Source organism: Micromonospora sp. NPDC005194 (assembly GCF_040608335.1).
Lineage (GTDB): Bacteria > Actinomycetota > Actinomycetes > Mycobacteriales > Micromonosporaceae > Micromonospora.
Window position 1 is genome coordinate 87,390 of sequence record NZ_JBEXIA010000012.1, and the last position, 21,444, is coordinate 108,833.

Sequence of the window (21,444 nt, forward strand, 5' to 3'; positions counted from 1 at the left end):
GGCAGCCTACGGTTGCGGGGTGAAGCTTGACTACTTTTCTGCCGCCGAAGGCGTCGACGTCGCGAGTGGCCGGGCAGACCTTTGTCACCTCGCTGACCTGGTAGCAAGCGGAGGCGAGCTGAGCCTTGCGCCGTCCGCTCACCCTCGGCATCTACGGGGTGTGCTCATCGAAGTGACGCAGGGCCCCGTCGTTATTGGTGTCGACGATCGCAGCTATCTCAGCATCCACGGTGGCGCGGAAAGCCGGTCGCTCCTCGCCGACCTGCTACGCGATGTAGCCAGCATGGACGACGGCGGCCACGTTCACCTGGAGTACTTCGAGGGTCACCATTTCCTGGCACCAGACAGCGTGCCGCTCATCGTCAACAGTCCGCATGGTGGGATGCCTCGGAGCTGATCAAGCGATGCCACGCACGAAACCGCCCCACAACATCATTTTTATTAGGAGTTGTAAGGCTACGTTTGTAGGCGTGCTGTAGATCGATGTGGAGCGTTGCGGGTCAGCTTGATGGGGTTCGCCGTAGTTCCGTCAATCGAGACCGGGCGCTGACCACATGGCCAGTTGAGCATGTTGCGGTTCTCGATGTTCAGGTACTGCTACCACGTCTCATCGTCGACGGCGCAGCCCGCTGTTTGCTCGCTGACCGCCTACCGATCGGCGTGAGCGGCCGACGCTCCGCTCCTACCGCTCGGAGCGGCGACGCCGCTGCCTTCGTCGTGCCCCGGTCAGGCCCTCGAAAAGCCGAAGCAGTTCACGATGGTGCTAAGCGAGATTAAGGCAGCCCCTGGTGCCGCCGTTCGGGCGCGGCACCGTCGCCTCGGGCCGGCAGCAGACCGGGCGACGTGAGCGGGCGCTATCAGCTGTGTCGGCGACGCGTGAGCGACGACGGCGAGGTCAGCCGGCCGGGGTGGGGCTTGCCGGGACAGGTAGCAGGTTGCGCTCTGCGAAGACCTTCTTGGCGACGAGCGTGGCGTTGACGGCCCGCGGCACGCCGCAGTAGACCACCGCCTGCAGCAGCGCCTCGACTATCTCCGACGGCGTCAGGCCCGCGTTGAGTGCCCCGTTGACGTGCACTTCTAGCTGGGCCCCGGCATCACCGAGGCCGGTCAGAATGCCGAGGGTGAGCAGCTCCCGGTCCCGGCGCGCGAGCTGGGGCCGGACGTAGAGATCCCCGTAGGACCAGGCGACGGAGCGACGGCTGAGCTCGGGCGAGACGTCGGCGAGGGCTTCCAGGAGTCTTTGCGCGGCGCCGCCGTCGGCCTGTCGCAGCGCCTCAAGACCCCGCTCGTACTGTTCGTCCTCCGCCATGCTCACGCCCCACCTCTGCCAATCGTCCTGTCGGCTGGACCGGCGGGTACCCATTGCCGTGCCGGACAAACGGGTCGCGTCCCGCGCGTCGGTCGATAGGGGGCGCGGCCAGTGAGATCAAGGAGGAGGTCCTCCAAGCTGCTTTGCCGAACCAGGACGCCGCCCGAGACGAGGCCGACGCGCTCACCTCAGCCTGCGCGGCGTCGCGATGGCACCTCGAAGCAGGAGGCCGGCCCGACCCAAGGGCGTCAGGCGCTGATCAAGTTGACCGTGCTCGCTGACGGCTGCCGGCGGTGTCGTGCCAATATTAGGGGAGCAGGCTGGGGAGCAGACGGATGCACTGAGGAGTCGGCTGCTGGCCGAGTGTGCGGACCTCCCCGATGCCCGCCAGGGGGCGGCTCGGCAGGGGCCGCCGCGCACCACGGCACAGCGGAGCATGTCGCCGCCTTTGGTCCGGGACTACGTCACCTCCACCTGACCGACGGCCGTCGCGACTGACAGGCCTCCGTGCCTGTCGCAACCAGCGCGATTGCAGCTCGGGCTCGCGATGGTTGAAGGGGGCGAGGCGGTGGTCCTGCTGAGGACGACCGGGCCAGCGCAAGACGTGTGTCCGTCGGGTCAGTGAATGCGGGGCGACGCGGTACGTCCTCAGCGGTACCCGTGTGGACGCCGTGCGCGAAGGAACACCGTGGCCATCGTGCGCCGCGTCGGCGTACCGGCCGCGGCCAGGGCGGTCATGTATGTGTCGAGACGCTCGCGATCGTCGTCGGTCAGGGCGGCGGCGATCGCTTCGCCGTACGTGGGGACCAGGGGGTTGGGTGCCACTCGCTTGAGTGCCTCCCAGTCCCCGATCGGGTCGGCGGGCACGTCGACCTGGGCGCGGTAGCTCAGCTCCACCGCCTCGAAGCCGGCGGATACTGCCCAGTCGACCAGGTCACGCTCGTCGAAGTCCATCATCGGTCGGGTGGTTTCCGCGGTGGTGCTCCGGTAGACGTCGCTGACCTTGGCGATCAGGTCGTTGACGGGCGAGTTGCCCAAGCCGAACAGATCATCGGGCCGGAGCCGCTCCGCGAAGCCATTGATGGGCTCGAACAGGGACATCCGTCCGCCCGGCCGCAGGACCCGGAAGAACTCCGCGAAGGCGGCGGTCTTGCGGTCGGAGTAGATGAGCACCGAGCGAGTGGTCACGACGTCGACAGAGGCGTCAGCGATTCCGGCGAGGTCATCGGCCGGCGCGACCACAAAGTTGCACCGCTCGTCGCCACCGGCGGTGCGCCGGCACTCGTCGAGCACATCCGGTGAGACATCGCTGAAGATGACTCGGCCGTCCGGGCCGAGCCGATCCAGCGCGCCGAACGCGATCAGTCCCGTCCCGCAGCCCACGTCGAGGACCACGTCGTCGGCCACCAGCCCGGCTCCCTCAAGGACGCCATCACGGAACGCCGCCAGATCCAGGGCGTTACGGGCGCGCAGGCCCGCGCTGTTGCCGTCCCGGCGGGCAAGGAGCCACTGGGCCCACTTGTCCCTCGCCACCGGGTCAGCGTAACCCCCGACGCATACCCGGACGATCGTTCGCGAACAGCGAGAACGTGGAGTCGGGCAACGCCACGCCGTCGTCGGTCGCCGCCAGGCGGTGGCGCCGGACGCTGTGACGCGGCATCACGTTGTGGCGCGGATCGTTGTCTCCGGCCGGACGACAGGCGTCAAGCCCGGCTCAGGCCGAGCGCCTCGTCCACCCGGTCCAGCACCGTCATGTCGTCGTGGCCGACGCCGCGCAGCAGGTCGATGGCGGTCGCCCGGATCTGTCCGACGATCATGGTGACCGGCAGCGGCGGATCGGACCGCAGCAGGCCCGCGGCGATCCGGACCGCTTCCAGGGCCACCGCGTCGGCCCGCTGCGCATGCCGGTCGGCGTCGGCGCCGCTCAGGTCGCTGGCCAGCGCCTCCCCGGCCGACCGTACGGCGGCGGTCAGCGCGCCAATCGCGGCGGCCAGCTCCGGCGGTGTGGCGGTGTGCCGGCGGGTCAGGGTCACAGCGGCCCGGGCCAGCACCCGGATGTTGCGGGCGGCGTAGTCGAGCTGCCGCAGCGTCCCTTCCACGTCGGCGAGCTTGCCCAGGTGCCGGCGGCGCAGCCCCAGCCGCAGCGTCTCACCGGTGGCGAGCACGGCGGTCTGCAGCTGGGCGACGCAGTCGTCCACCTGCCGGGCTTGGTCCAGCGCGGCGCGGGCGGCATCCTCGTCGCAGCCCTGCAGCGCCGCGTTCACCTCATCGAGCAGGTCGGCCAGGTCGGTGTAGCTGCACCGAGCCTGGGCCACCAGCGGCGCCAGCGGGTCGCGGGCGGTCATCAGCTGGCTGGCGGCCAACGCGACCGCGCCGCCGATGAGCGCGTCGACGAAGCGGAACGGCATCAGCGTCCCGTGCGGTGCGGCGACCACGACCAGGTACATGGCCGAGACGGTGGCCTGCACGACCAGGGCACGGCGGGCACCGATCACCACGAGCGTCGTGGTGGTCAGTACCAGCACCAGCAGGACCGTGCCGGTGCCCGGGCCCAGCGCGTACACCAGCAGCTCCGCGACGAGCACGGCGGCGGCCACGGCGAGCAGGATCTCGACGGTCTGACGCAGCCGTCGACCGCGGGACTCACCGAGCACGACGAGCGCAGCGGTCGGGGCGTAGAACGGGTCCGGGTGACGGATCACCACCGCTGCCACGATCCAGGCGACCACCGCGGCGGCGGTCAGCTCGACCACGGTCATCCCGTCGCCCCGCAACCGCGCGACGGCGTCGCGCCCCCACGTCCGCACCGGTGATACCCCTTCCGCCCAGCGGACCGGGGACGGCCGCCGCTTGATCTTCCGCGAGAACGGGCACTACCCCGCCCGTGACCTGCTCAATCGTCAGGTGGTGGGCGGCACTCGGGATGGAAGGCCGGTCGCGGTCAGTCGTCTCCGTCGAACTCGGCCGCGTCGACGAGGCCGCCCAGGAACGTCTCGAAGTCGGGGGCGATGACGGTGATCTGGTAGTCCCACTCCTGGTCGACGTGTACGACCGTCGGCTCGCCGGGGGATCGGTAGTCGAGAGCGATCATGTCGTGGCCCGCTGAGGGGCAGTCGGCGATGTAGACGCCGATGTCGGGGTAGGCCCACTCCGTCGTCCAGAACGCGTTCCCGAGTTCGCCGCACAGGCTGAAGGAGGCGGTGTCACCGATCGCCGCCAGTGTGTACACCGCCACGTGGCCTGCCGACCAGGAGGTCCGGCTGGGCGAGGGGTGGGCGTCCCGGGCCAGCACCCCGCCGTTGTGGCGCCCGGCCAGGTCGACGTACGCAGCGGGTAGCTTGTGTCCGAGCTGCGCCTGCACCTCACGCAGAAGCTCGTCGGTGAGCGGGTTTTCCAACGGACCGGAGGTGTCGAAGATGATCGTGGGATCGAGCACTCGTCGACGGTAGTCGCTCTGCCAGGCTGAATTGACGGGCCCAGCTGGACGTCCGGCATGAGCGTGCCTGAACCTCGACGACTCGGCGTGCCAACGCCAGCGCGTCCACGCCGGGGCGGTACAGCGACGCCCACAACTGGGCGTCAAGCTCTACTGCGGCCCTCTCCCACGGCTGCGCTGGCTCCACCGGCTTTCCCTTCTCTTCCTTGACCCGTCGGTACACCGCTCGCTCCTGGGCTCTCCTCGCGAGGCCCATGAAGTCCGTGATCAGAATGAACGGCCGACGGTCGATCGGAAACGCCCAGGGCATGGTCCGGTGTCGTCCTCCACCACCAGCAACCTGCTCACCCCGAAAATTAGCCTTTCCCCCGGATATCCGCCCGCCGTGGTCCTCAGCAAGTTTTCAGGCCGCATGCCGCACCTTGGTCAACGTCACCGGCCGCCGACCGCGGTCGTCCGAGCGTCGACTGGAGTTTTCATGGAGTACCTGGCAACGCGTTCGCGGGGCTGGCTGACCAAGGTGCCGGCGATCACCGCCACGTTCTGGGTCATCAAAGTCCTGTCGACCACGATCGGGGAGACGTTCGCCGACTACCTCTCCGTCAACGTGGGGCTCGGCCCGCTCGTCACCACCGCGGTGATGATCGCCGTGCTCGCCGCCGCGCTCACCGTGCAGTTCCGTACGCGCAAGTACACCCCGTGGATCTACTGGCTGTGCGTGGTGCTCGTCAGCATCGTCGGCACCCAGATCACCGACTTCTTCACCGACACCCTCGGCGTCAGCCTGTACGTCAGCACCGCGGTCTTCTCGGTCATCCTGGCCGTGGTCTTCATGATCTGGTATCGCCAGGAGCGCACTCTGGCGATCACCTCGATCGACACACCGCGGCGCGAGGGCTTCTACTGGGCCGCGATCCTCACCACGTTCGCACTCGGCACCGCGGCCGGCGACCTGGCCACCGAGGCGCTCAGCCTGGGCTTCCGCAACGGCACACTGATCTTCGGCGGCCTCATCCTGCTCACCTGGATCGGCAACCGCGCCGGCGCTTCCACCGTGCTGACGTTCTGGATCGCGTACGTCCTCACCCGCCCGCTCGGCGCGTCCCTGGGCGACCTGCTGACCCAGTCCAAGGACTTCGGTGGCCTCGACCTGGGCGGCAGCGCGACCAGCCTGCTGTTCTTCGCGGTCATCCTGGTGCTGGTTGGCCGGGAGCAGGTGCTGGCCAATCGGCACGGGGTGGCGGCCAAGGGTGACGGTCCGCTCGGCGGACGCCGCCCGGACTACGCCTGGGCGGCCGCCGGTGTCGCGGCTGTCGTCATCGCCGGCTTCGGCCTCAGCGCCCTCCGCCCGGGGGCAGGCAGCACGGACGCGCAGACCGTCACCGTCGCTCAGCCCGACGGGGCGACGCAGGCTGCCGCCCAGCCGGTGCACCCCACTACCCGCCTGGGAGACCTGACCGGCTTCGCCAGGATCGCCGGCGACATGCAGGCCATGGTTGCCCGTAACGACCTCGCGGGTGGCCGGACCCGCGCCAAGGACCTGGAGGTGCGCTGGGACGACGCCGAGGCCGGCCTCAAACCCCGCGATCCGGCGAGTTGGCACAGGCTCGACAGCGAAATCGATGCCGTCCTGACCTCGCTGCGAGCCGGACAGCCGAGCCCAGCCGACTGCTCCGCCAACCTGCGGGCCCTCACCACCACCCTGAACCAATTCGACGGCGTGTGACTCCACGCCGACCCAGGCCGCCGGCCCATCTCAGTGCCCCCGCTGGGATGGGCCGGCCCACGGCTTTCAGCACCTCTTAAATGCGCCACCCAGGGAGATTGGCCAGCGTGAACTATCAGCTCGTCGAACTGATCAACGGCGCCGCGGGTCGGGCCGACAGCGTAGACGACGTGATGGAGTTCGCCGCGACCTGGTTGATCTATCCGGGTTTCGCGGTCGCCGCCGTGCTCGGGGGCCGGGCCCTGCTCGACCGTCGGATCCGCCCGGTGGTCCAGCTCGGCGCCGCGCTCGTTCTGGCGTTCGGGTTCGCCGTCGTGCTCTCACACATCAGCGCCCAGGGGCGGCCGTTCCAGAGCCATCAGGTGCACCAGCTCATCGCGCACGACCCCGGTGTCTCGCTGCCCAGCGATCACGCAACGGCGGCGTTTACGCTGGCGTTCGGCGTGTACGCGTTCCTGGGCCGCCGCTGGGGTGTCGTGCTGGCCGTCGCGGCGCTGGCGATCGGCTTCGCCCGGATCTGGGTCGGCGTGCACTATCCGAGGGACATCGTCGCTGGGGCAATCATCGGCGGTGTGGCGGTCCTCGAAGTGGTGGCCGCCGCGCGGTTCGGGCTCGCGCTCGCGGCCACGAACAGGCAAGCGCACCAGAACGTAGAGCCCGTCTCTTCTCTCAATGCGTGGGTGCTCTGGTGAATCAGGGAACGATCTCCGCCGGACCCACGCTGGCCCGTCGTGCTGGTGGCGCTGGTCGCCCGGCTCGGGGAAAGCCGTGGGGGCGCGACGGCGTCGCTCCGGGCGATCCTGCAGCTGGTGGTCGTCTCGTTGCTGATCGCCGCCGTGCTGCGTTCCTGGTGGGCCACTGCCGGGTTCCTCGCGGTGATGCTGCTGGTCGCCGGCGTCACCGCGGCCCGCAGGGTGAGCACGTTCCGGCTCGGGTGGCTCGCGATCATCCCGATCACGGCCGGGGCGCTGCCGGTCGGCGCGCTGATCGTCGGGGCCGGAACGATGCCGCTGACCGAGGTGGCGGTCCTGCCGATCGCCGGCATCCTGATCGGCGGCGCGATGACCGCGACGTCGCTGTCTGGCCGTCGGACTCCAATGAGTTACGGGATCGGAAGGGCGAGTACGAGGCGGCGTTGGCGCTCGGCTTCCTGCCTCGCGAGGCCGCGCTCGAGGTGTGCCGGCCTGTCGCCGGTCAGGCCCTGGACCAGACCCGGACCGTGGGTCTGGTCACGCTGCCCGGTGCTTTCGTCGGAGTGCTGCTCGGCGGTGGCTCCGCCGTGCAGGCCGGCGCCACTCAGCTGCTGGTGCTGATCGCGTTGCTGGCGGCGGAGGCGATCGTCGTCGGGCTCACTCTGGAACTGGTTGCCGGCGGGATGCTTCGTCGGCCGGTGGCTCCATAGCCGTCCGCGGCCGGGCCGGGCGGAGTTACAGGAACAGCACACCGGCCGCGTACGCCACCCAGACCGCGACCTCGAGCCAGGTGGCCGTGGGTGTGATGTTGGCTGAATACGGGCGACTCTCCACCAACTAGAGGTGCTCGCGGTATGGAGAACAGCGACGGCCAAGTGCGTGGCCCAGGTCCCGCAGGAGGGTGCCCAGCCGCTCGGTCTCCTCGGCGGTGGGCGGAGTGATGGCTGCGCCAGCCGCAATGTGCTCTCCGGCCTCGTGCAGCGTGACGTACAGATCTTCGGCGGTTGCGCGGTCCAGCCGCAGAACGATGTCATCCCGCATCCGTAGACCCTAATCGCACTTCACGCTCCACCGCTTCGGCAGGGCCGGAATCCGCGGCTTTGCTGCTGACAACGCGCACGGCTGACAACGCGCACGGCGACGTCCACATATGCGGAGCCCCGCGGAGAGGCTTGAGTTGCTCGTGGGCTGGGGCGGCCGCAGCCGCCCCGATGACCCTACTGGCGTATCGGTGCGGATCGGGTTGGAGCTACGGGCGCGCTCGCAGGCGGCAGCGCCTGCCACGCAGCCGAGGGTCGACGCCGCGTGAGCACGGTTAAAGATCAAGCTAGGTCCCGCTCGTCCTGCCAGGTGCCGACCGGTGTGGCTTTCTGTGGTCCGTCTCTTGACTTCCCCTAAAGTCGGGCGTAAACAAAGCACAAGCAAAACGAAACGGCGGTGAAACAACAACATGTACGCCGAAGAACGACAGCAGGAGATCCTCCGCATCGCCCGAGAGATGGGCCGGGTCGAGGTGGCGGGCTTGGCCGACGGGCTCAACGTGACGTCGGAGACCATCCGCCGCGATCTCACCATCCTGGAGCGGGCCGGGGTGCTGCGTCGAGTCCACGGTGGAGCTATTCCGGTCGAACGGCTCGGGTTCGAGCCCGCGCTGGCGGCGCGTGACGCGGTGCTGATCGAGGAGAAGGAGCGCATCGCCAAGCTCGCCCTGAGCGAGGTGCCGGAGGAGGGCGCGATCATCCTCGACGCCGGCACCACGACCGCCCGGCTGGCCCAGCTGCTGCCGGTGGACCGAGAGCTGACCGTCGTGGTCAACTCGCCGGTCATCGCCACGACCCTCGGTACCTATGCCAACCTCAACGTCCTGCTGCTGGGTGGACGGGTCCGCGGGAAGACCCTGGCGACCGTCGACGACTGGGCGCTGTCGCCGTTGGCGGACCTCTACGTCGACGTCGCGTTCGTCGGGACCAACGGCATCTCGGTCGAGCGCGGGCTGACCACCCCGGACCCGTCCGAGGCTGCGGTGAAGCGGGCGATGGTTCGTGCGGCCCGCCGCACGGTGGTGGTCGCCGATCACACCAAGCTCGGCAACGATTACTTCGCCCGGTTCGCTGAGCTGGCCGACGTCGACCTGCTCATCACCGACAGCCGTGCCGACGTCGACCTGGTCGGTGACCTGGAGTCCGCGAATGTCCGGGTGGTACGCGCATGATCGTCACCGTCACCCTCAACCCCAGCCTCGACCGGGCCGTGGAGGTCGACTCACTCACCCGGGGCGAGGTCATCCGGGCTGCCACAGCTCACCTTGACCCCGGCGGCAAGGGCGTCAACGTATCCCGTGCACTGCTGGCCAACGGGGTGCCGTCGGTAGCGGTGTTGCCGTCCGGCGGTGACGAGGGCAATCAGCTCATCCGCCTACTCCAGGCGGAGGGTGTGGAGGTCCTCGCCGTGTCGATCTCCGGACGGACCCGTTCCAACATCACCCTGGCCGAGCCCGACGGCACGGTCACCAAAATCAACGAGCCTGGCCCGGCCATGTGCCGCGCCGAGTTCGACGAGGTGATCGACCGTGTGCTCGCCCGCGCCAGCGGTGCCGACTGGGCCGTGCTGTGCGGCAGCGTCCCGCCCGGCCTGCCCGCCGACGCTTACGCTCAGTTGTGCCGGAAGCTGCGCGCTGCCGGCGTCAGGGTCGCCGTCGATACCAGCGGTCCTGCCCTGCGCGAGGCCGCTCTGGCTGGGGCGACCCTGCTCAAGCCCAACCGCGACGAACTGGCCGAAGTGGTCGGCACCCCGCTGAAGGACCTCGGCGATGTGGTCGATGCCGCTCAGTGCCTGCGGGCATGGGGAGCCGGCACCGTCGTGGCCAGCCTCGGCGCTGACGGCGCTGTCCTGGTCAACGCCGAAGGGGTCCGCACCGGCACCTGTCCGGTCGCCCGGCCCCGTAGCACCGTCGGTGCCGGCGATGCGCTGCTCGCCGGGTTCCTCGCTGCGGGGGCGCAGGGTGCCGCCGCCCTCGCTGAGGGCCTGGCCTGGGGCGCCGCCGCGGTGAGCCTGCCCGGCAGCCGGATGCCCGGGCCGGCGGATCTGTTCCGCCACGACGTCACCATCCACACCTAGCCGGACGACCTTCTTCCCCCTGCGGCTGTCTGGACCGCCCCTCATGAAGGAGATACCCCCGTGACCTCCTCTTCCTACACACCAGAAGTAAAGGGCCAGGGCCCCAAAGCCACCGTGCAACGCCTCGGCGGCTACCTGGCCGCGATGGTCATGCCCAACATCGGCGCGTTCATCGCCTGGGGCCTGATCACCGCACTGTTCATTCCGACCGGCTGGCTGCCCAACAAGACCCTGGCGGAACTGGTCGGCCCGATCATCAGCATCCTGCTACCGGTGCTCATCGGCTACACCGGCGGCCGGCTGGTCCACGGCCAGCGCGGTGCCGTCGTGGGCGCGGTGGCGACCATGGGCCTCGTCGTCGGCGCGGACGTGCCGATGATCCTCGGCGCGATGATCATTGGGCCGCTCACGGCCTATCTCCTCAAGCTGTTCGACAGCCTGGTCGAGAACAGGATCCGCCCCGGCTTCGAGATGCTTGTCGACAACTTCAGCGCCGGCATCATCGGCGCCGCGATGGCCATCGGCGGCGTCTACGGCATCGGCCCGGTGGTCGAATGGCTCACCAAGCAGGCCGGCGCAGGCGTCGACTGGCTCGTCGGCAAGGACCTGCTGCCGCTGACCTCGGTGCTCGTCGAACCCGCCAAGGTGCTCTTCCTCAACAACGCCATCAACCACGGCGTATTCGGCCCGCTGGGCATCGCCGAGGCCGCCGACAAGGGCAAGTCGATCCTGTTCATGATCGAGTCGAACCCCGGCCCCGGCCTCGGTCTGCTGCTCGCCTTCATGCTCTTCGGCCCCCGCGCGCTGCGCCCCAGCGCTCCGGCCGCGATCATCGTGCAGTTCCTCGGCGGCATCCACGAGATCTACTTCCCGTACGTGCTGATGAAGCCGAAGCTGATCCTCGCCATGATCGCCGGGGGCGCGGCCGGCGTCGGCACCTTCGTGATCACCGGTGCGGGCCTGGTCGCCACCCCCTCGCCGGGCAGCATCTTCGCCTACCTCGCGGTCACTCCCAAGGGCGGCCACTTCGGGGTCATTCTCGGCGTCGTGATCGCCGCCGCCGTCACCTTCGCGGTCGCCTCGGCCCTGCTCGGCTTCGGGCGCGGCGAGCCCGCAGCGGACGCTGTCGGCCCGGACGAAGAGGTGGCTGTCCGCCCAGAGCAGGAAAGGGCTGTCGACCCCGACGAGACCCTCGACAAGCCGGCGAAGCAGGAGGTCTGAACAGATGCCCACCATCAACGGCACCGAAATCAAGAAGGTCGTCGTCGCCTGCGACGCCGGCATGGGCAGCAGCGTGATGCTGGCCAGCCAACTTCGGCGGCAACTGGCGAAGAATGCGGTGACCGTCGAGCACACCCCGGTCAACTCGATCCCGGCGGACGCAGACGTGGTCATCTGCCACCAGGGGCTCGCCGCGCGGGCCCGGGTCAGCGCACCCGACAAGGTGATCGTGCCGATCCAGGTGTTCATCGGCGACCCGGCCGTCACCAGGGTCGTGAACGCGGTACAGCGCGGTGGTGAGCTGAGTGGCTGAGCTGCTGGCCCGTGACGCGATCCGGCTCGACGAGCGGGCCCGATCGCGGGACGAAGCGATCAGCCGCTGCGGCGCGGTACTCGTCGAGGTCGGCGCGGTCGCCCCGGCGTACGTGGACGCGATGCTCGCCCGCGAGCGGAGCGTCTCCACGTACATCGGGGAGGGCGTCGCCATCCCGCACGGCACGCTGAACAGCAAGGAGTCGGTCCAGCGCGACGCCCTCGCGGTGCTGCGCTTCCCGGACGGCGTCGACTGGGACGGCTTCGACGTGCGGGTCTGTGTCGCCATCGCCGCGGCCGGCGACGGGCACGTGGACATCCTGGCCCAACTCGCCTCGGTGTTGATGGACCCGGCGCAGGCGCAGCGGCTACGAGAGTCGACGAGCGCCGATGACGTGATCGCTATCCTCGAAGGGAACCCCTCGTGAAGGTTGTCCGATTCCACGCACCCGGTGACGTCCGCATCGAGGACGCGCCCGAGCCCACGCCGGGCCCCGCCGACGTGAAGATCCGCGTCCGCGCATGCTCCACCTGCGGCACCGACGTGAAGATCTCCCGCTTCGGCCACCACCACATCGCCCCGCCGCGCGTCATGGGCCACGAGATCGCCGGCGAGATCACCGAAGTCGGTGACGACGTCACGGGCTGGCGGCCGGGGGACCGGGTCCAGGTCATCGCCGCCATCCCCTGCGGTACGTGCGCCGAGTGCCAGCGCGGCCGGATGACCGTGTGCCCCAACCAGGTGTCGATGGGATACCACTTCGACGGCGGGTTCGCCGAATACGTGGTCGTGCCCCACAACGTCCTCGCCGTCGACGGGCTCAACCGGATCCCCGAGGGACTCAGCTTCGCCGAGGCGTCCGTCGCCGAGCCCCTCGCCTGCGTCCTCAACGGCCAGAACCTCGCCGGTGTGGGGGAGGGCGACGACGTGGTCGTCGTGGGCGCCGGGCCGATCGGCTGCCTGCATGTCCGCCTGGCCCGGGCGCGCGGCGCGGCCCGGGTGCTCCTCGTCGACCTCAACCGCGAACGCCTCGACCTGGCCGCCAACCTGGTGCAGCCGGACGCGGCGATCTGCGGCGCCGAGACCGACGTCGTCGACGCGGTGCTCAAGCTCACCGAGGGCCGGGGTGCCGACGTCGTCATTACCGCCACGGCCGCTGGCGCCGCCCAGGAGCAGGCGGTGCAGATGACCGCGCGGCAGGGCCGGATCAGCTTCTTCGGCGGCCTGCCGAAGGACAAGCCGGTCATCTCCCTGGACTCCAACCTCGTGCACTACCGCGAACTGACCATCGTCGGTGCCAACGGCTCCAGCCCGGAACACAACAAGGAGGCGCTGCGACTCATCGCCAACGGCTCCGTGCCGGTCGCCGATCTCATCACCCACTGCCTGCCGCTCGACCGCGCCCTCGACGCCTTCGGCATCGTGGCGCGCGGCGAAGCGATCAAGGTGACGATCGAACCGTAGGAGGATCCGTTGCCCACCAGAACAGTCCTCGTCGGCTCCGCCAGCGGGCTGCACGCCCGCCCGGCGGCGCTGTTCGTCGCCGAAGCGGCGAAGCAGCCGGTGCTGGTCACCATCCGCACCGGCGACAAAAAACCCGTGCCGGCCCGCAGCATGCTCGCCGTGCTGTCGCTCGGCGCCAGGAAGGGCACCGAGGTCACCCTGGAGGCCGACGGCGACGGCGCGCAGGCCGCCGTCGACACCCTGGCCGACCTCCTCGAACGTGATCTGGATGCCGTCGATGCGTGAACTTCGGGGAATCGCGGCCAGCCCTGGCGGTGCGGCGGGGCCGGTCTACCGGCTGGCTCCGCCGCCGGCCCTGCCGCCGTTGGCGGAGACCGTTGATCCCGCAGCCGAGAAGGCGGCCGTGCGGGAAGCGGTCCTCGCCGTCGCCGCCGACCTGACCCGTCGCGCCGACACCGCCCTGGACGCGACCGCCGCCGAGGTCCTGCGCGCCCAGGTGATGATGGCGCAGGACGAGACGCTCATCGACGCGGCCGACATCGCCATCGACGGCGGTGCGGACGCGCCGCATGCGATCACCGACGTGCTCGCCGTGCATCGGGCCGCCTTCGAAGCCGCGGGCGGGTACCTCGCCGAGCGGGTCAGCGACCTGGACGACCTGCGGGACCGCCTCGTCGCCGCGTGCCTGGGGCTGCCGATGCCGGGCGTGCCGAACCCTGGCCACCCGTACCTGCTCATCGCCCGCGACCTGGCGCCCGCCGACACCGCCGGCCTCGAACCGGCCCTGGTGCTGGGCCTGGTCACGGCCGAGGGCGGCCCGACCAGCCACACCGCGATCCTGGCCCGGACACTCGGCATCCCGGCCGTGGTCCGCTGCGCGGGCATCCTGGACGTGACCGACGGCACGCTGGCCACTCTCGACGGGGCGAGCGGCGTCGTGGTGGCCGGCGTCTCCGCCGACACGGTGACCACTGTCAACGCGGACCGACTCGCGGAGATCGAACGCCGCGCCCGCTCCCAGGGCCCGGGGCGGACCGCAGACGGCCATCCCATCGCGCTACTGGCCAACATCGGCTCCGCCCGCGACCTCACCGGCGAGGTGGAAGGCGTCGGCCTGTTCCGCACCGAGCTGCTCTACCTCGACCGCAGCGACCCGCCGTCGCACGAAGAGCAGGTCGCCGCGTACCGCGACGTCTTCGCCGCGCTGCCCGGCCGCAAGATCGTCGTACGCACCCTCGACGCCGGCGCTGACAAGCCGCTGCCGTTCCTGCGTCTGGCCGATGAACCCAACCCTGCGCTGGGCATCCGCGGCCTGCGGGTCGCGCGGCAGACACCCGCCGTACTCACCACGCAGCTGGCCGCGATCGCGACGGCGGCTGCGGCGGCGGACGCCGACGTGTGGGTGATGGCGCCGATGGTCGCCACGGCGGCGGAGGCGGCCGCGTTCACCGAGTCCTGCCGCGAGCACGGCCTGCCAACCGCCGGCGTGATGATCGAGGTGCCGGCCGCTGCCCTGCGTGCCAGCCAGGTGCTTCGCCACGCGGACTTCCTCAGCATCGGCACCAACGACCTCAGCCAGTACACGTTCGCCGCTGACCGCATGTGCGGCGACCTCGCTGACCTGCTCGACCCGTGGCAGCCCGCGCTGATCGCGCTCCTCGCCTCCTGCGCGGCAGCCGGCGTCGAGGCGGGCAAGCCAGTTGGCGTGTGTGGAGAGTCCGCAGCGGATCCCAACTTCGCTCTGGTGCTGGCAGGCCTGGGCATCACCAGCCTGTCCATGGCGCCCCGCAGCATTCCGGCGGTGCACGAGTCCCTGGCCGCGCACACCCTGGACGAGTGCCGCCAGATCGCCGGGGCGGCCCTTGCTGCCCCCAGCCCGGAGGCAGCCCGGGCGGCGGTGGCCGCGCTTCGCGCCAGCTCCGGTTGGGCGACGGCGTTTCCGTGCGGCGAGCCGGTCGTGGCCACCGGCGATTCGTCGTTCAGATCGTCCAGCCCCAGGGATCGCTAAGGGATGTCTCGTGACCCGACCTCCATCTCGGAAGTGTGACCGCTGAACCATCTGGTCGGGGTAAAGGGCATGGCCGGTCGTCAAGGACTGGTGCCGGCGAGGCCGGATTGGTGGGGCCGGATCGTCGGCAGGTACTCATCCGACGCCTGCGCCGCAGCCGAGGTGATCGGCTGCTCTACAGTCGGCTGCATCGGTCGACGGGAGGGCCCTTCATGGACGCAAGCGACGGGACGATGTTCCGTACGTCCGCCCGCCTCATGTTCCTGTTCAGGCTGGTGATCGGCTTGCTGGCCTGGGCTCTTGTCCAAGTCGTTCTATCACTCGTTGCTGGGCGGCCGCCTGCCGACCTGACGAACATCGTCGCGTCAGGCGTCCTCTACGCCGTCCTCCTCAGCGCTTTCTCGCTCGCCCTGCACCGAAGGAACTGGTCATCTGTCGACGTAACCGGTCCGGCGTTGAGGCTCGCCGAGCGGGGGCGGATGGCCGTTCTCCCGTGGCAGGCCATCCAGTCGGCGATGGTCCGCCGTCCTGGTCCGTTCGCCGTCCTTGAGGTCACTCTGCTCCCCGCAGCGGTCGTGCCGTCTGCCACGACACTTCGTCCACGGCTCCGTGCGGGACAGCCTGTCTACACGGTCAGCGTCGGCTTGCTTAGGCCCGCGACCGGCGTCCTGCGCGCCGAACTTGCCCGGCACCTGCCCCAGGTAGCCTCCCAATCCTGAATCCTGCCAAGCGAACGCCCCGTAACCCCGATGATCATCCGGTAAGGACGATCATCGAGGATGCCTGTGTGCAGGTGATCTCCGCAGCCCACCCGGAGTGGATCTTCCCGTTCACGGGTCTGCAGCCGGCCCCTTAGGTCGCCCGCAGCTGGGCTCTGCCGTACGGTCGACGCAGCAGGTCGCCGGGTCCGCGCCGGCGGATCGGGTGCGGGCCTGGGCGCGCTGGTGCTCTGGGGGACTCCAGCGGTACGCCTCGGCGAGCGTCTCCCGGCGGCGCCGGCGGAGGCGCCGATCAGCGGGACGCGGCGACGTCGCTCAGGATCCTCGCCAGCTCGTCCGGGGCGTCGCGCATGAGGTTGTGGCCGCCGGCCAGCGCGTGCGTGGTCCAGCGGGGGTCCTCGCTCAGCCTGCGGTAGGTCGGGGTGAACGGCGACTGTCGGCATCAGCGAGTACGGCGGGCGGCGCCCCAGCGAACTCTCCGGCGGCCAGCAGCAGCGAGTCGCGGTCGCCCGCGCGCTGATCACCCGTCCGGACATGGTGGGCAGCGGACGAGCCGACCGGCGCGCTGGACACCCGATCCAGCAAACGGGTTCTGGAGTTGCTGCGAAACGTCGGTACGCCGGGAAGCTCGCGTCGCCGGCACGGCGTCGTGCCCTGCCCTGATTGTCGCCGCCCACGCCACGACAGCCGCTCTACCTGATGCCCGATGGTACGGGGTAGCGGTCCACCCGAGTGCCGACGCACAGGCGGCGGCACGGCGACGCCAGGGGTTGTGGCGGGTCGACACGGCCTGATGCGCGGGGCCGACCGTGGCGGTGCCGCGATCGAATTCGGTGGCGGCGGTCGCAGCGGACGTGCGAACCTCAAGACGCCGCACCGCTGCACCCCGGTGGAGCACGTCGGCCACAACGACCATGACGAGGAGTGACAATGCGAGCAGCTTCCACGTTCCGGACCCTTGACCGTCCTACCGTGGAGTTCTGCTTTGGCATTGTTGAACCTTGGAATCGTCGCCCATGTTGACGCCGGCAAGACCAGCCTGACCGAGCGCCTGCTCTACGAGGCAGGCGCCGTGTCCCAGTTGGGCAGCGTCGACGCCGGCACGACACGGACCGACTCGATGGAGCTGGAGCGCCGGCGCGGCATCACCATTCGGGCGGCCGTCACGTCGATCGCCATCGGTGATCTGAGCATCAACCTGCTGGACACCCCCGGCCATCCGGATTTCATCGCGGAGGTCGAGCGGTCGCTGGCAGTGCTCGACGCCGCCGTGCTCGTGGTGTCGAGCGTCGAGGGGGTCCAGCCGCAGACCGTCGCCATCTGGCGGGCGCTGCGCCGCATCGGTGTACCGACGGTCTTCTTCCTGAACAAGGTGGACCGCCGCGGCGCCGACGTCGACCGGGTGCTGACCCAGGTACGCCAGCGGCTCGGGGCGCGTCCGGTATTGCTCACCACGGTCACCGGCCAGATCGGGCGCGACGTCCGGGTGCGGGCCGTCGGCCTCGACGCCGAACCGGTGCTGGAGGCGGTGGCGGAGGTCGACGACGCGGTGGCGGCGCGGTGGCTGACAGACGAGCCGGTACGCATCCGCGACGTCCGCCGTGCGATCCGGAACGCGGTGCGCCGCGCCGAGCTCACCCCGGTGGCGTGCGGTTCGGCGATCACCGGAGCAGGGGTACGGCAGCTGTGCCATCTCCTCGCCGACCTGCTGCCGCGTGGCGAGCAGCGGGACGGTCCGCTGGCGGGCACGGTCTTCGCCGTCGATCGGGACGGCCACGGCCGGCGGGCCTGGCTGCGATTGTGGTCCGGCCGTCTGCGGGTGCGAGATCGGGTGCAGCTGGCCGGGGCCCGCCCGCAGACGGTGACCCAGATCGCCGTCATCGAGCCCGAAGGCGTGCTGGTGCGCCCCTCGGTGTCCGCCGGTCAGATTGCCGCGGTGCGTGGCGTCTCGGCCCGGGTCGGCCAGCACATCGGGGACCCGCCTCGGCGGCACGGCTATCGGTTTCCGCCGCCCACCCGGCAGGCGGTCGTCGAGCCGGTGAATCCGGAGCAGCGCCTGGCGATGTTCGCCGGCCTGGCCGAGCTGGCCGACGAGGACCCGCTGGTGGACCTGCGGCTCGACGAGCAGCAGGCGGAGGCGGTGATCCGTCTGCACGGGGAGGTCCAGAAGGAGGTGCTGGCCGCCCTCCTGGAGGACCGGTACGGCGTCCGGGTGCGCTTCTCCGGCACGCTGACGGCCTGCATCGAGCGGGTCGTCGGCACCGGAGCCTTCGAGGAGCGGGTGCACGAGCGCGGCAACCCGTACCTGGCCGGGCTCGGGCTACGGATCGAGGCCTCCCCGGTCGGGCACGGCATCGACTTTCGTCCCGGTGTCGAACCCGGCCGGCTGCCACCGGCATTCGTCGCCGCCACGGAGGAGGGCGTGCGGGCCGCGCTGCGGCAGGGTCGGCACGGCTGGCCGGTCACCGACTGTGTGGTAACCATGACGGCCTCCCGGTACCTCCCGCGACAGAGCAGGCCGCATCAGAAGTTCGACAAGTCCATCTCGACCGTGGCGGCGGACTTCCGCAACCTCGCCCCGGTCGTGGTCGCCGCGGCGCTGCGCCAAGCCGGTGCCCGGGTGTGCCAGCCGATCGAGCGGTTCGACGTCAACCTTCCCCAGCACGCGGTGGAGGCGGTGCTGGCGCTGCTCGTCAGGCGGGGAGGGGTGGTCCACGAGACCGCCGTCGCCGGCGGTTACCTCGAGGTGAGCGGCACCCTGCCGTCCTCCCGGGTGCCGCAGGTCGTCGCCGCTCTTCCCGACCTCACCGGCGGGGAGGCTGTCCTGACCACGACCTTCGACCACTACGCGCCGGTCACCGGCGAGGACCCGCCGACCTTGCCCCGGCGCGGACCGGACCCGGGCGACCGGGAGGCGTGGTTCCGTGCCGTACCGCGGTAGGCCGGCCGTTCCGACCGCGAGCGGGTTTCCACAGGTCAGGGCCTGTGGAAACCCTCCGCCGAACCGGTCGTCAGCGCTCCGCCGGTGATGCCAGCGCCGGCGATCGGGCAGGGCTGTCGTTCACTGCCCGAGAGGGCGGTAGCGGAGGTGTACGACGCCGTTTCGGAATCGGCGCTGATCGATCAGCTCAAGGTCGGTGCGTGTGCCGGTCGGCAGCCCTGGCTTGCCCCCGCCGACGATAACGGGCCAGATGAACAGCTGGCACTCGTCGACCAGCCCGGCCTTGAAAGCCTGCGCCGCGAGGTTGGCACCTCCTACGGTGAGATCGCTGCTGGCCGTCGCCTTCAGTTCGTGTACCGCGGCGGGGTCGAAACGGCGTTCGAGTCGGGTGTCGGCAGTTGACACCGCGGCGAGGGTCGTCGAGTAGACGACTTTGTTCGCCGCCTTCCAGACGCTCGCGAAGTCGGCCGTGAGGTCAGACTGCGCGGCCAGAGCCGGGTTGGTCTCCCAGTGGGCCATCGATTCGTACAGGCGCCGGCCGTAGAGGAACGTGCCGACGGACCGAAGGAGGTCGGTGTAGAGCACGAATAGCTCATCGTCCATCGGCAACCAGTTGAACGCGCCGCTTTCGTCCTCGATGTAGCCGTCAAGCGATACGTTGTTCACGTAGATCAGCTTCGCCATGCCTCTACCCCTCAATGATCAGCTGCAAGGACCTGGACATTCGCCAACGCGGCGTCCAGCTTGGTGAACGCCTGGCGCCAACCCTCCTCGCTGGGCTGTGTCAGGTGCTCGGGCAGCCACTGGCGGATCTCCAGTCGCGTCCGCCCGTCGGATTCGTCGTGGAACTCGACCCGCAACCTCGTCTCGAACGGCTCGATGCCCTCCTGCAGCCGGCCACTGACGTGCATGACGCCTTCGAGCAGTTCGCCGTCGGCGACGTCGGTGAGGTCGACGTGGACGTGGACGCGAAGGTCGGGTGTGGCCGCATTGACCTCCGTCCACCGTTGAAAGCCCCCGGGGCGTACGTCGAACTCGATCTCGTCGCGCGGTAGTGAGTTGCCGATCGGGCCCCACCACGCCGCCAGGTGGTCAGGGTCGATGAAGGCTTGGTAGACGAGCTTCCGTGGCGCGTCGAACACGCGAGAGATGACGAGCTGCGGAGTTTCGGCGTTCATTCGAGCTCCCGGGTGTCGTCGGCCATCTGATCCGTTGCCCGTCCGGCGGCCTGCACCGCGGCAAGGTGGGCATCGAGGCGGGTGAGGGACGAGTCCCAGAACCGCCGGTAGTGCTCGATCCAGTCGGCCGCCTCGCGCAGCGGGGCAGCCTCGAGGCGGCTCTCGCGCCACTTGCCCGACCGCGATCGCGAGATGAGCGCGGCGCGTTCGAGCACCTTCAGGTGCCGGGACACCGCTGGCATCGAGATGGAGAAAGAAGCGGTCAGATCGGTGACCGTGGCGTCGCGTTCGGCCAGCTCGGCGAGGATCGCGCGTCGAGTCGGGTCGGCGAGCGCCGAGAACACCGCGCTGAGCTGATCGGTGCCACCCACCCGAACCGTCCCCCTTCACTTAACGGACCTGTTAAGCGTATTGAGGTGCCGATGATGTTGTCAACGGATTCGTTCGCCTGGGCCGGCTCGGCTCCCGCCACCAGCGCTGACGTACGCCGGACGCGGACAGCCCCTTCAGTAGGGGTGGCGACTACTGCGTGAGGATCAGCTGTCCGAGTTCCTGGGTGCATCGGGTGAGCGCGACGTAGAGGCCGTTCCAACCGCGCGGCTCAGCGGCGATGCCCTGGGGGTCAATGAGGAGCGTCGCGTCCCATTCCAATCCCTTGGACTGGGTCGCGGTGAGCACTGGCACATCACTCAGCACGGCCAGGAGTTCGGCGATGCGGTCGGCGGGAGCGATGACGCCGACCGTGCCGCCGTGCCACCGCTGCTGCAGCTGCCGCACTGCTTCGGCGGCAGCACCAGCAAGATCAGCGGGTGCGATCGTGAGCTCCCAGGGGGCGATGCCGGAGGAGCGTACCGCCCGTGGCGGCGTGTTGTGGCTGCCAGCCTTCTTCAAGACCGGTTCGGTGAGGTCCATGACCTCGCGCGGGGTCCGGTAGCAGATGGTGAGTTCCGCGGCGGTCCAGCGGTCTCCGAAAACGGCCCGCACCGCTTGTGCCCAGCTGGTGTGCCGGTGGGCTGCCTCCGCCTGGTCGATGTCACCGACGGCGGTGATGGAGCGGCTGGGACAGCGCCGCAGAACCATCTGCCACTGCATCTCGGACAGCTCCTGCGCCTCGTCGATGACGACGTGGCCGTACACCCAGCCACGCTGCCGGCGAGCGCGGTCGGCAACGAACTCGCCCTGTGGTTGCGGGGCGTCGACCTCGCCGAGCAGGTCGGCAATGGTGTCGAGCAGGGGAATGTCGCTTGATGCCCATCCGGCGGGCTCGGCCGCGACGGCGGTGATCTCCTCGGTGGACAGCTGCGGGGCGAACCGGGCCAG

Annotated in this window: 23 protein-coding genes and 3 pseudogenes; 17 read left to right on the forward strand and 9 right to left on the reverse strand. The window is 69.9% G+C overall.

The annotated features are described in order from the left end of the window. Nucleotides 1-19: 19 nt before the first annotated feature. The gene (locus tag ABZU53_RS13175; protein WP_355065895.1) at nt 20-397 is read left to right on the forward strand and encodes a hypothetical protein; all 378 of its coding nucleotides are present in this window, start codon (nt 20-22) and stop codon (nt 395-397) included. A 498-nt stretch (nt 398-895) separates the two neighbouring features. Here ABZU53_RS13175 and ABZU53_RS13180 read toward each other — a convergent pair whose 3' ends face one another. From ABZU53_RS13180 to ABZU53_RS13195, 4 genes are all read right to left on the reverse strand, one after another. Beyond that, nucleotides 896-1,309, reverse strand: a complete 414-nt coding sequence (locus ABZU53_RS13180) for a carboxymuconolactone decarboxylase family protein (RefSeq protein ID WP_354855690.1) — start codon at nt 1,307-1,309, stop codon at nt 896-898. Nucleotides 1,310-1,957: 648 nt separating this feature from the next. Next, nucleotides 1,958-2,842: a class I SAM-dependent methyltransferase gene (locus ABZU53_RS13185; protein ID WP_355065897.1), complete on the reverse strand. Its 885-nt coding sequence runs from the start codon at nt 2,840-2,842 to the stop codon at nt 1,958-1,960. Nucleotides 2,843-3,012: 170 nt separating this feature from the next. Then, nucleotides 3,013-4,116, reverse strand: coding sequence for an FUSC family protein (locus ABZU53_RS13190; RefSeq protein WP_355065899.1), 1,104 nt, complete (start codon nt 4,114-4,116; stop codon nt 3,013-3,015). A 134-nt stretch (nt 4,117-4,250) separates the two neighbouring features. Next, nucleotides 4,251-4,745, reverse strand: coding sequence for an SMI1/KNR4 family protein (locus ABZU53_RS13195; RefSeq protein ID WP_355065901.1), 495 nt, complete (start codon nt 4,743-4,745; stop codon nt 4,251-4,253). A gap of 478 nt (nt 4,746-5,223) precedes the next feature. On the opposite strand from ABZU53_RS13195, the gene ABZU53_RS13200 reads away from it, so the two are divergent. The 4 genes and pseudogenes from ABZU53_RS13200 (at nt 5,224) to ABZU53_RS13215 (ending at nt 7,873) form a co-directional block, all read left to right on the forward strand. Continuing rightward, nucleotides 5,224-6,471: a hypothetical protein gene (locus ABZU53_RS13200; protein ID WP_355065903.1), complete on the forward strand. Its 1,248-nt coding sequence runs from the start codon at nt 5,224-5,226 to the stop codon at nt 6,469-6,471. 107 nt (nt 6,472-6,578) lie between these two features. After that, nucleotides 6,579-7,163 carry a phosphatase PAP2 family protein gene (locus ABZU53_RS13205; RefSeq protein ID WP_355065905.1) on the forward strand — a complete coding sequence of 195 codons (585 nt, stop codon included), beginning with the start codon at nt 6,579-6,581 and terminating at the stop codon, nt 7,161-7,163. Nucleotides 7,164-7,208: 45 nt separating this feature from the next. Then, a pseudogene (locus ABZU53_RS13210) lies at nt 7,209-7,505 on the forward strand (ABC transporter permease); the annotation flags it as partial. 101 nt (nt 7,506-7,606) lie between these two features. Next, nucleotides 7,607-7,873: an ABC transporter permease gene (locus tag ABZU53_RS13215; protein WP_355065907.1), complete on the forward strand. Its 267-nt coding sequence runs from the start codon at nt 7,607-7,609 to the stop codon at nt 7,871-7,873. A gap of 127 nt (nt 7,874-8,000) precedes the next feature. Here ABZU53_RS13215 and ABZU53_RS13220 read toward each other — a convergent pair whose 3' ends face one another. Further along, the gene (locus tag ABZU53_RS13220) at nt 8,001-8,204 is read right to left on the reverse strand and encodes a hypothetical protein (RefSeq protein ID WP_354855662.1); all 204 of its coding nucleotides are present in this window, start codon (nt 8,202-8,204) and stop codon (nt 8,001-8,003) included. A gap of 409 nt (nt 8,205-8,613) precedes the next feature. Here ABZU53_RS13220 and ABZU53_RS13225 point away from each other — a divergent pair, with 409 nt between their 5' ends. The 11 genes and pseudogenes from ABZU53_RS13225 to ABZU53_RS13275 all read left to right on the forward strand — a co-directional run bounded on the left by ABZU53_RS13225 (nt 8,614) and on the right by ABZU53_RS13275 (nt 18,946). Continuing rightward, nucleotides 8,614-9,375, forward strand: a complete 762-nt coding sequence (locus ABZU53_RS13225) for a DeoR/GlpR family DNA-binding transcription regulator (RefSeq protein WP_354855661.1) — start codon at nt 8,614-8,616, stop codon at nt 9,373-9,375. After that, nucleotides 9,372-10,280, forward strand: a complete 909-nt coding sequence (gene pfkB / locus ABZU53_RS13230; protein WP_355065909.1) for a 1-phosphofructokinase — start codon at nt 9,372-9,374, stop codon at nt 10,278-10,280. Before ABZU53_RS13225 ends, pfkB begins: the two co-directional genes overlap by 4 nt. Before the next feature lie 60 nt (nt 10,281-10,340). Further along, nucleotides 10,341-11,501, forward strand: a complete 1,161-nt coding sequence (locus ABZU53_RS13235) for a PTS mannitol transporter subunit IICB (RefSeq protein WP_354855659.1) — start codon at nt 10,341-10,343, stop codon at nt 11,499-11,501. Between the two features lie 4 nt (nt 11,502-11,505). Then, nucleotides 11,506-11,814: a PTS lactose transporter subunit IIB gene (locus ABZU53_RS13240; RefSeq protein WP_354855658.1), complete on the forward strand. Its 309-nt coding sequence runs from the start codon at nt 11,506-11,508 to the stop codon at nt 11,812-11,814. Next, the gene (locus ABZU53_RS13245; protein WP_355065911.1) at nt 11,807-12,241 is read left to right on the forward strand and encodes a PTS sugar transporter subunit IIA; all 435 of its coding nucleotides are present in this window, start codon (nt 11,807-11,809) and stop codon (nt 12,239-12,241) included. Before ABZU53_RS13240 ends, ABZU53_RS13245 begins: the two co-directional genes overlap by 8 nt. Then, nucleotides 12,238-13,278, forward strand: a complete 1,041-nt coding sequence (locus tag ABZU53_RS13250; protein WP_355065913.1) for a zinc-dependent dehydrogenase — start codon at nt 12,238-12,240, stop codon at nt 13,276-13,278. Before ABZU53_RS13245 ends, ABZU53_RS13250 begins: the two co-directional genes overlap by 4 nt. A 9-nt stretch (nt 13,279-13,287) precedes the next feature. After that, a complete protein-coding gene (locus ABZU53_RS13255) occupies nt 13,288-13,563 on the forward strand; it encodes an HPr family phosphocarrier protein (protein ID WP_354855655.1) in 276 nt (91 codons plus the stop codon). After that, nucleotides 13,556-15,160 (forward strand): annotated as a pseudogene (gene ptsP / locus ABZU53_RS13260) (phosphoenolpyruvate--protein phosphotransferase); the annotation flags it as partial. The gene ABZU53_RS13255 and the pseudogene ptsP, both read left to right, overlap by 8 nt. Before the next feature lie 338 nt (nt 15,161-15,498). Beyond that, entirely contained in the window at nt 15,499-16,005 is a 507-nt protein-coding gene (locus ABZU53_RS13265) for a hypothetical protein (RefSeq protein ID WP_354855654.1), read from the forward strand. Between the two features lie 429 nt (nt 16,006-16,434). Beyond that, nucleotides 16,435-16,618, forward strand: a pseudogene (locus tag ABZU53_RS13270) (ATP-binding cassette domain-containing protein); the annotation flags it as partial. Nucleotides 16,619-16,996: 378 nt separating this feature from the next. Next, on the forward strand, nt 16,997-18,946 hold the full coding sequence (locus ABZU53_RS13275) for a translation factor GTPase family protein (protein WP_355065915.1): 1,950 nt from the start codon (nt 16,997-16,999) through the stop codon (nt 18,944-18,946). A 120-nt stretch (nt 18,947-19,066) separates the two neighbouring features. Here ABZU53_RS13275 and ABZU53_RS13280 read toward each other — a convergent pair whose 3' ends face one another. The 4 genes from ABZU53_RS13280 to ABZU53_RS13295 form a co-directional block, all read right to left on the reverse strand. Then, nucleotides 19,067-19,630 (reverse strand): dihydrofolate reductase family protein, encoded by a 564-nt coding sequence (locus ABZU53_RS13280; protein ID WP_355065917.1) that lies wholly within the window; start codon nt 19,628-19,630, stop codon nt 19,067-19,069. Between the two features lie 11 nt (nt 19,631-19,641). Next, on the reverse strand, nt 19,642-20,124 hold the full coding sequence (locus ABZU53_RS13285) for an SRPBCC domain-containing protein (protein ID WP_355065919.1): 483 nt from the start codon (nt 20,122-20,124) through the stop codon (nt 19,642-19,644). Continuing rightward, nucleotides 20,121-20,495 carry a metalloregulator ArsR/SmtB family transcription factor gene (locus ABZU53_RS13290; protein WP_355065921.1) on the reverse strand — a complete coding sequence of 125 codons (375 nt, stop codon included), beginning with the start codon at nt 20,493-20,495 and terminating at the stop codon, nt 20,121-20,123. Before ABZU53_RS13290 ends, ABZU53_RS13285 begins: the two co-directional genes overlap by 4 nt. A 151-nt stretch (nt 20,496-20,646) precedes the next feature. After that, nucleotides 20,647-21,261, reverse strand: a complete 615-nt coding sequence (locus ABZU53_RS13295; protein WP_355065923.1) for an ATP-binding domain-containing protein — start codon at nt 21,259-21,261, stop codon at nt 20,647-20,649. Between ABZU53_RS13295 and ABZU53_RS13300 the strand changes: the two genes are divergently transcribed. Beyond that, nucleotides 21,250-21,372 (forward strand): hypothetical protein, encoded by a 123-nt coding sequence (locus ABZU53_RS13300; RefSeq protein ID WP_355065925.1) that lies wholly within the window; start codon nt 21,250-21,252, stop codon nt 21,370-21,372. The two genes, ABZU53_RS13295 and ABZU53_RS13300, sit on opposite strands and share 12 nt — an antisense overlap. The last annotated feature ends 72 nt before the right edge of the window (nt 21,373-21,444 follow it).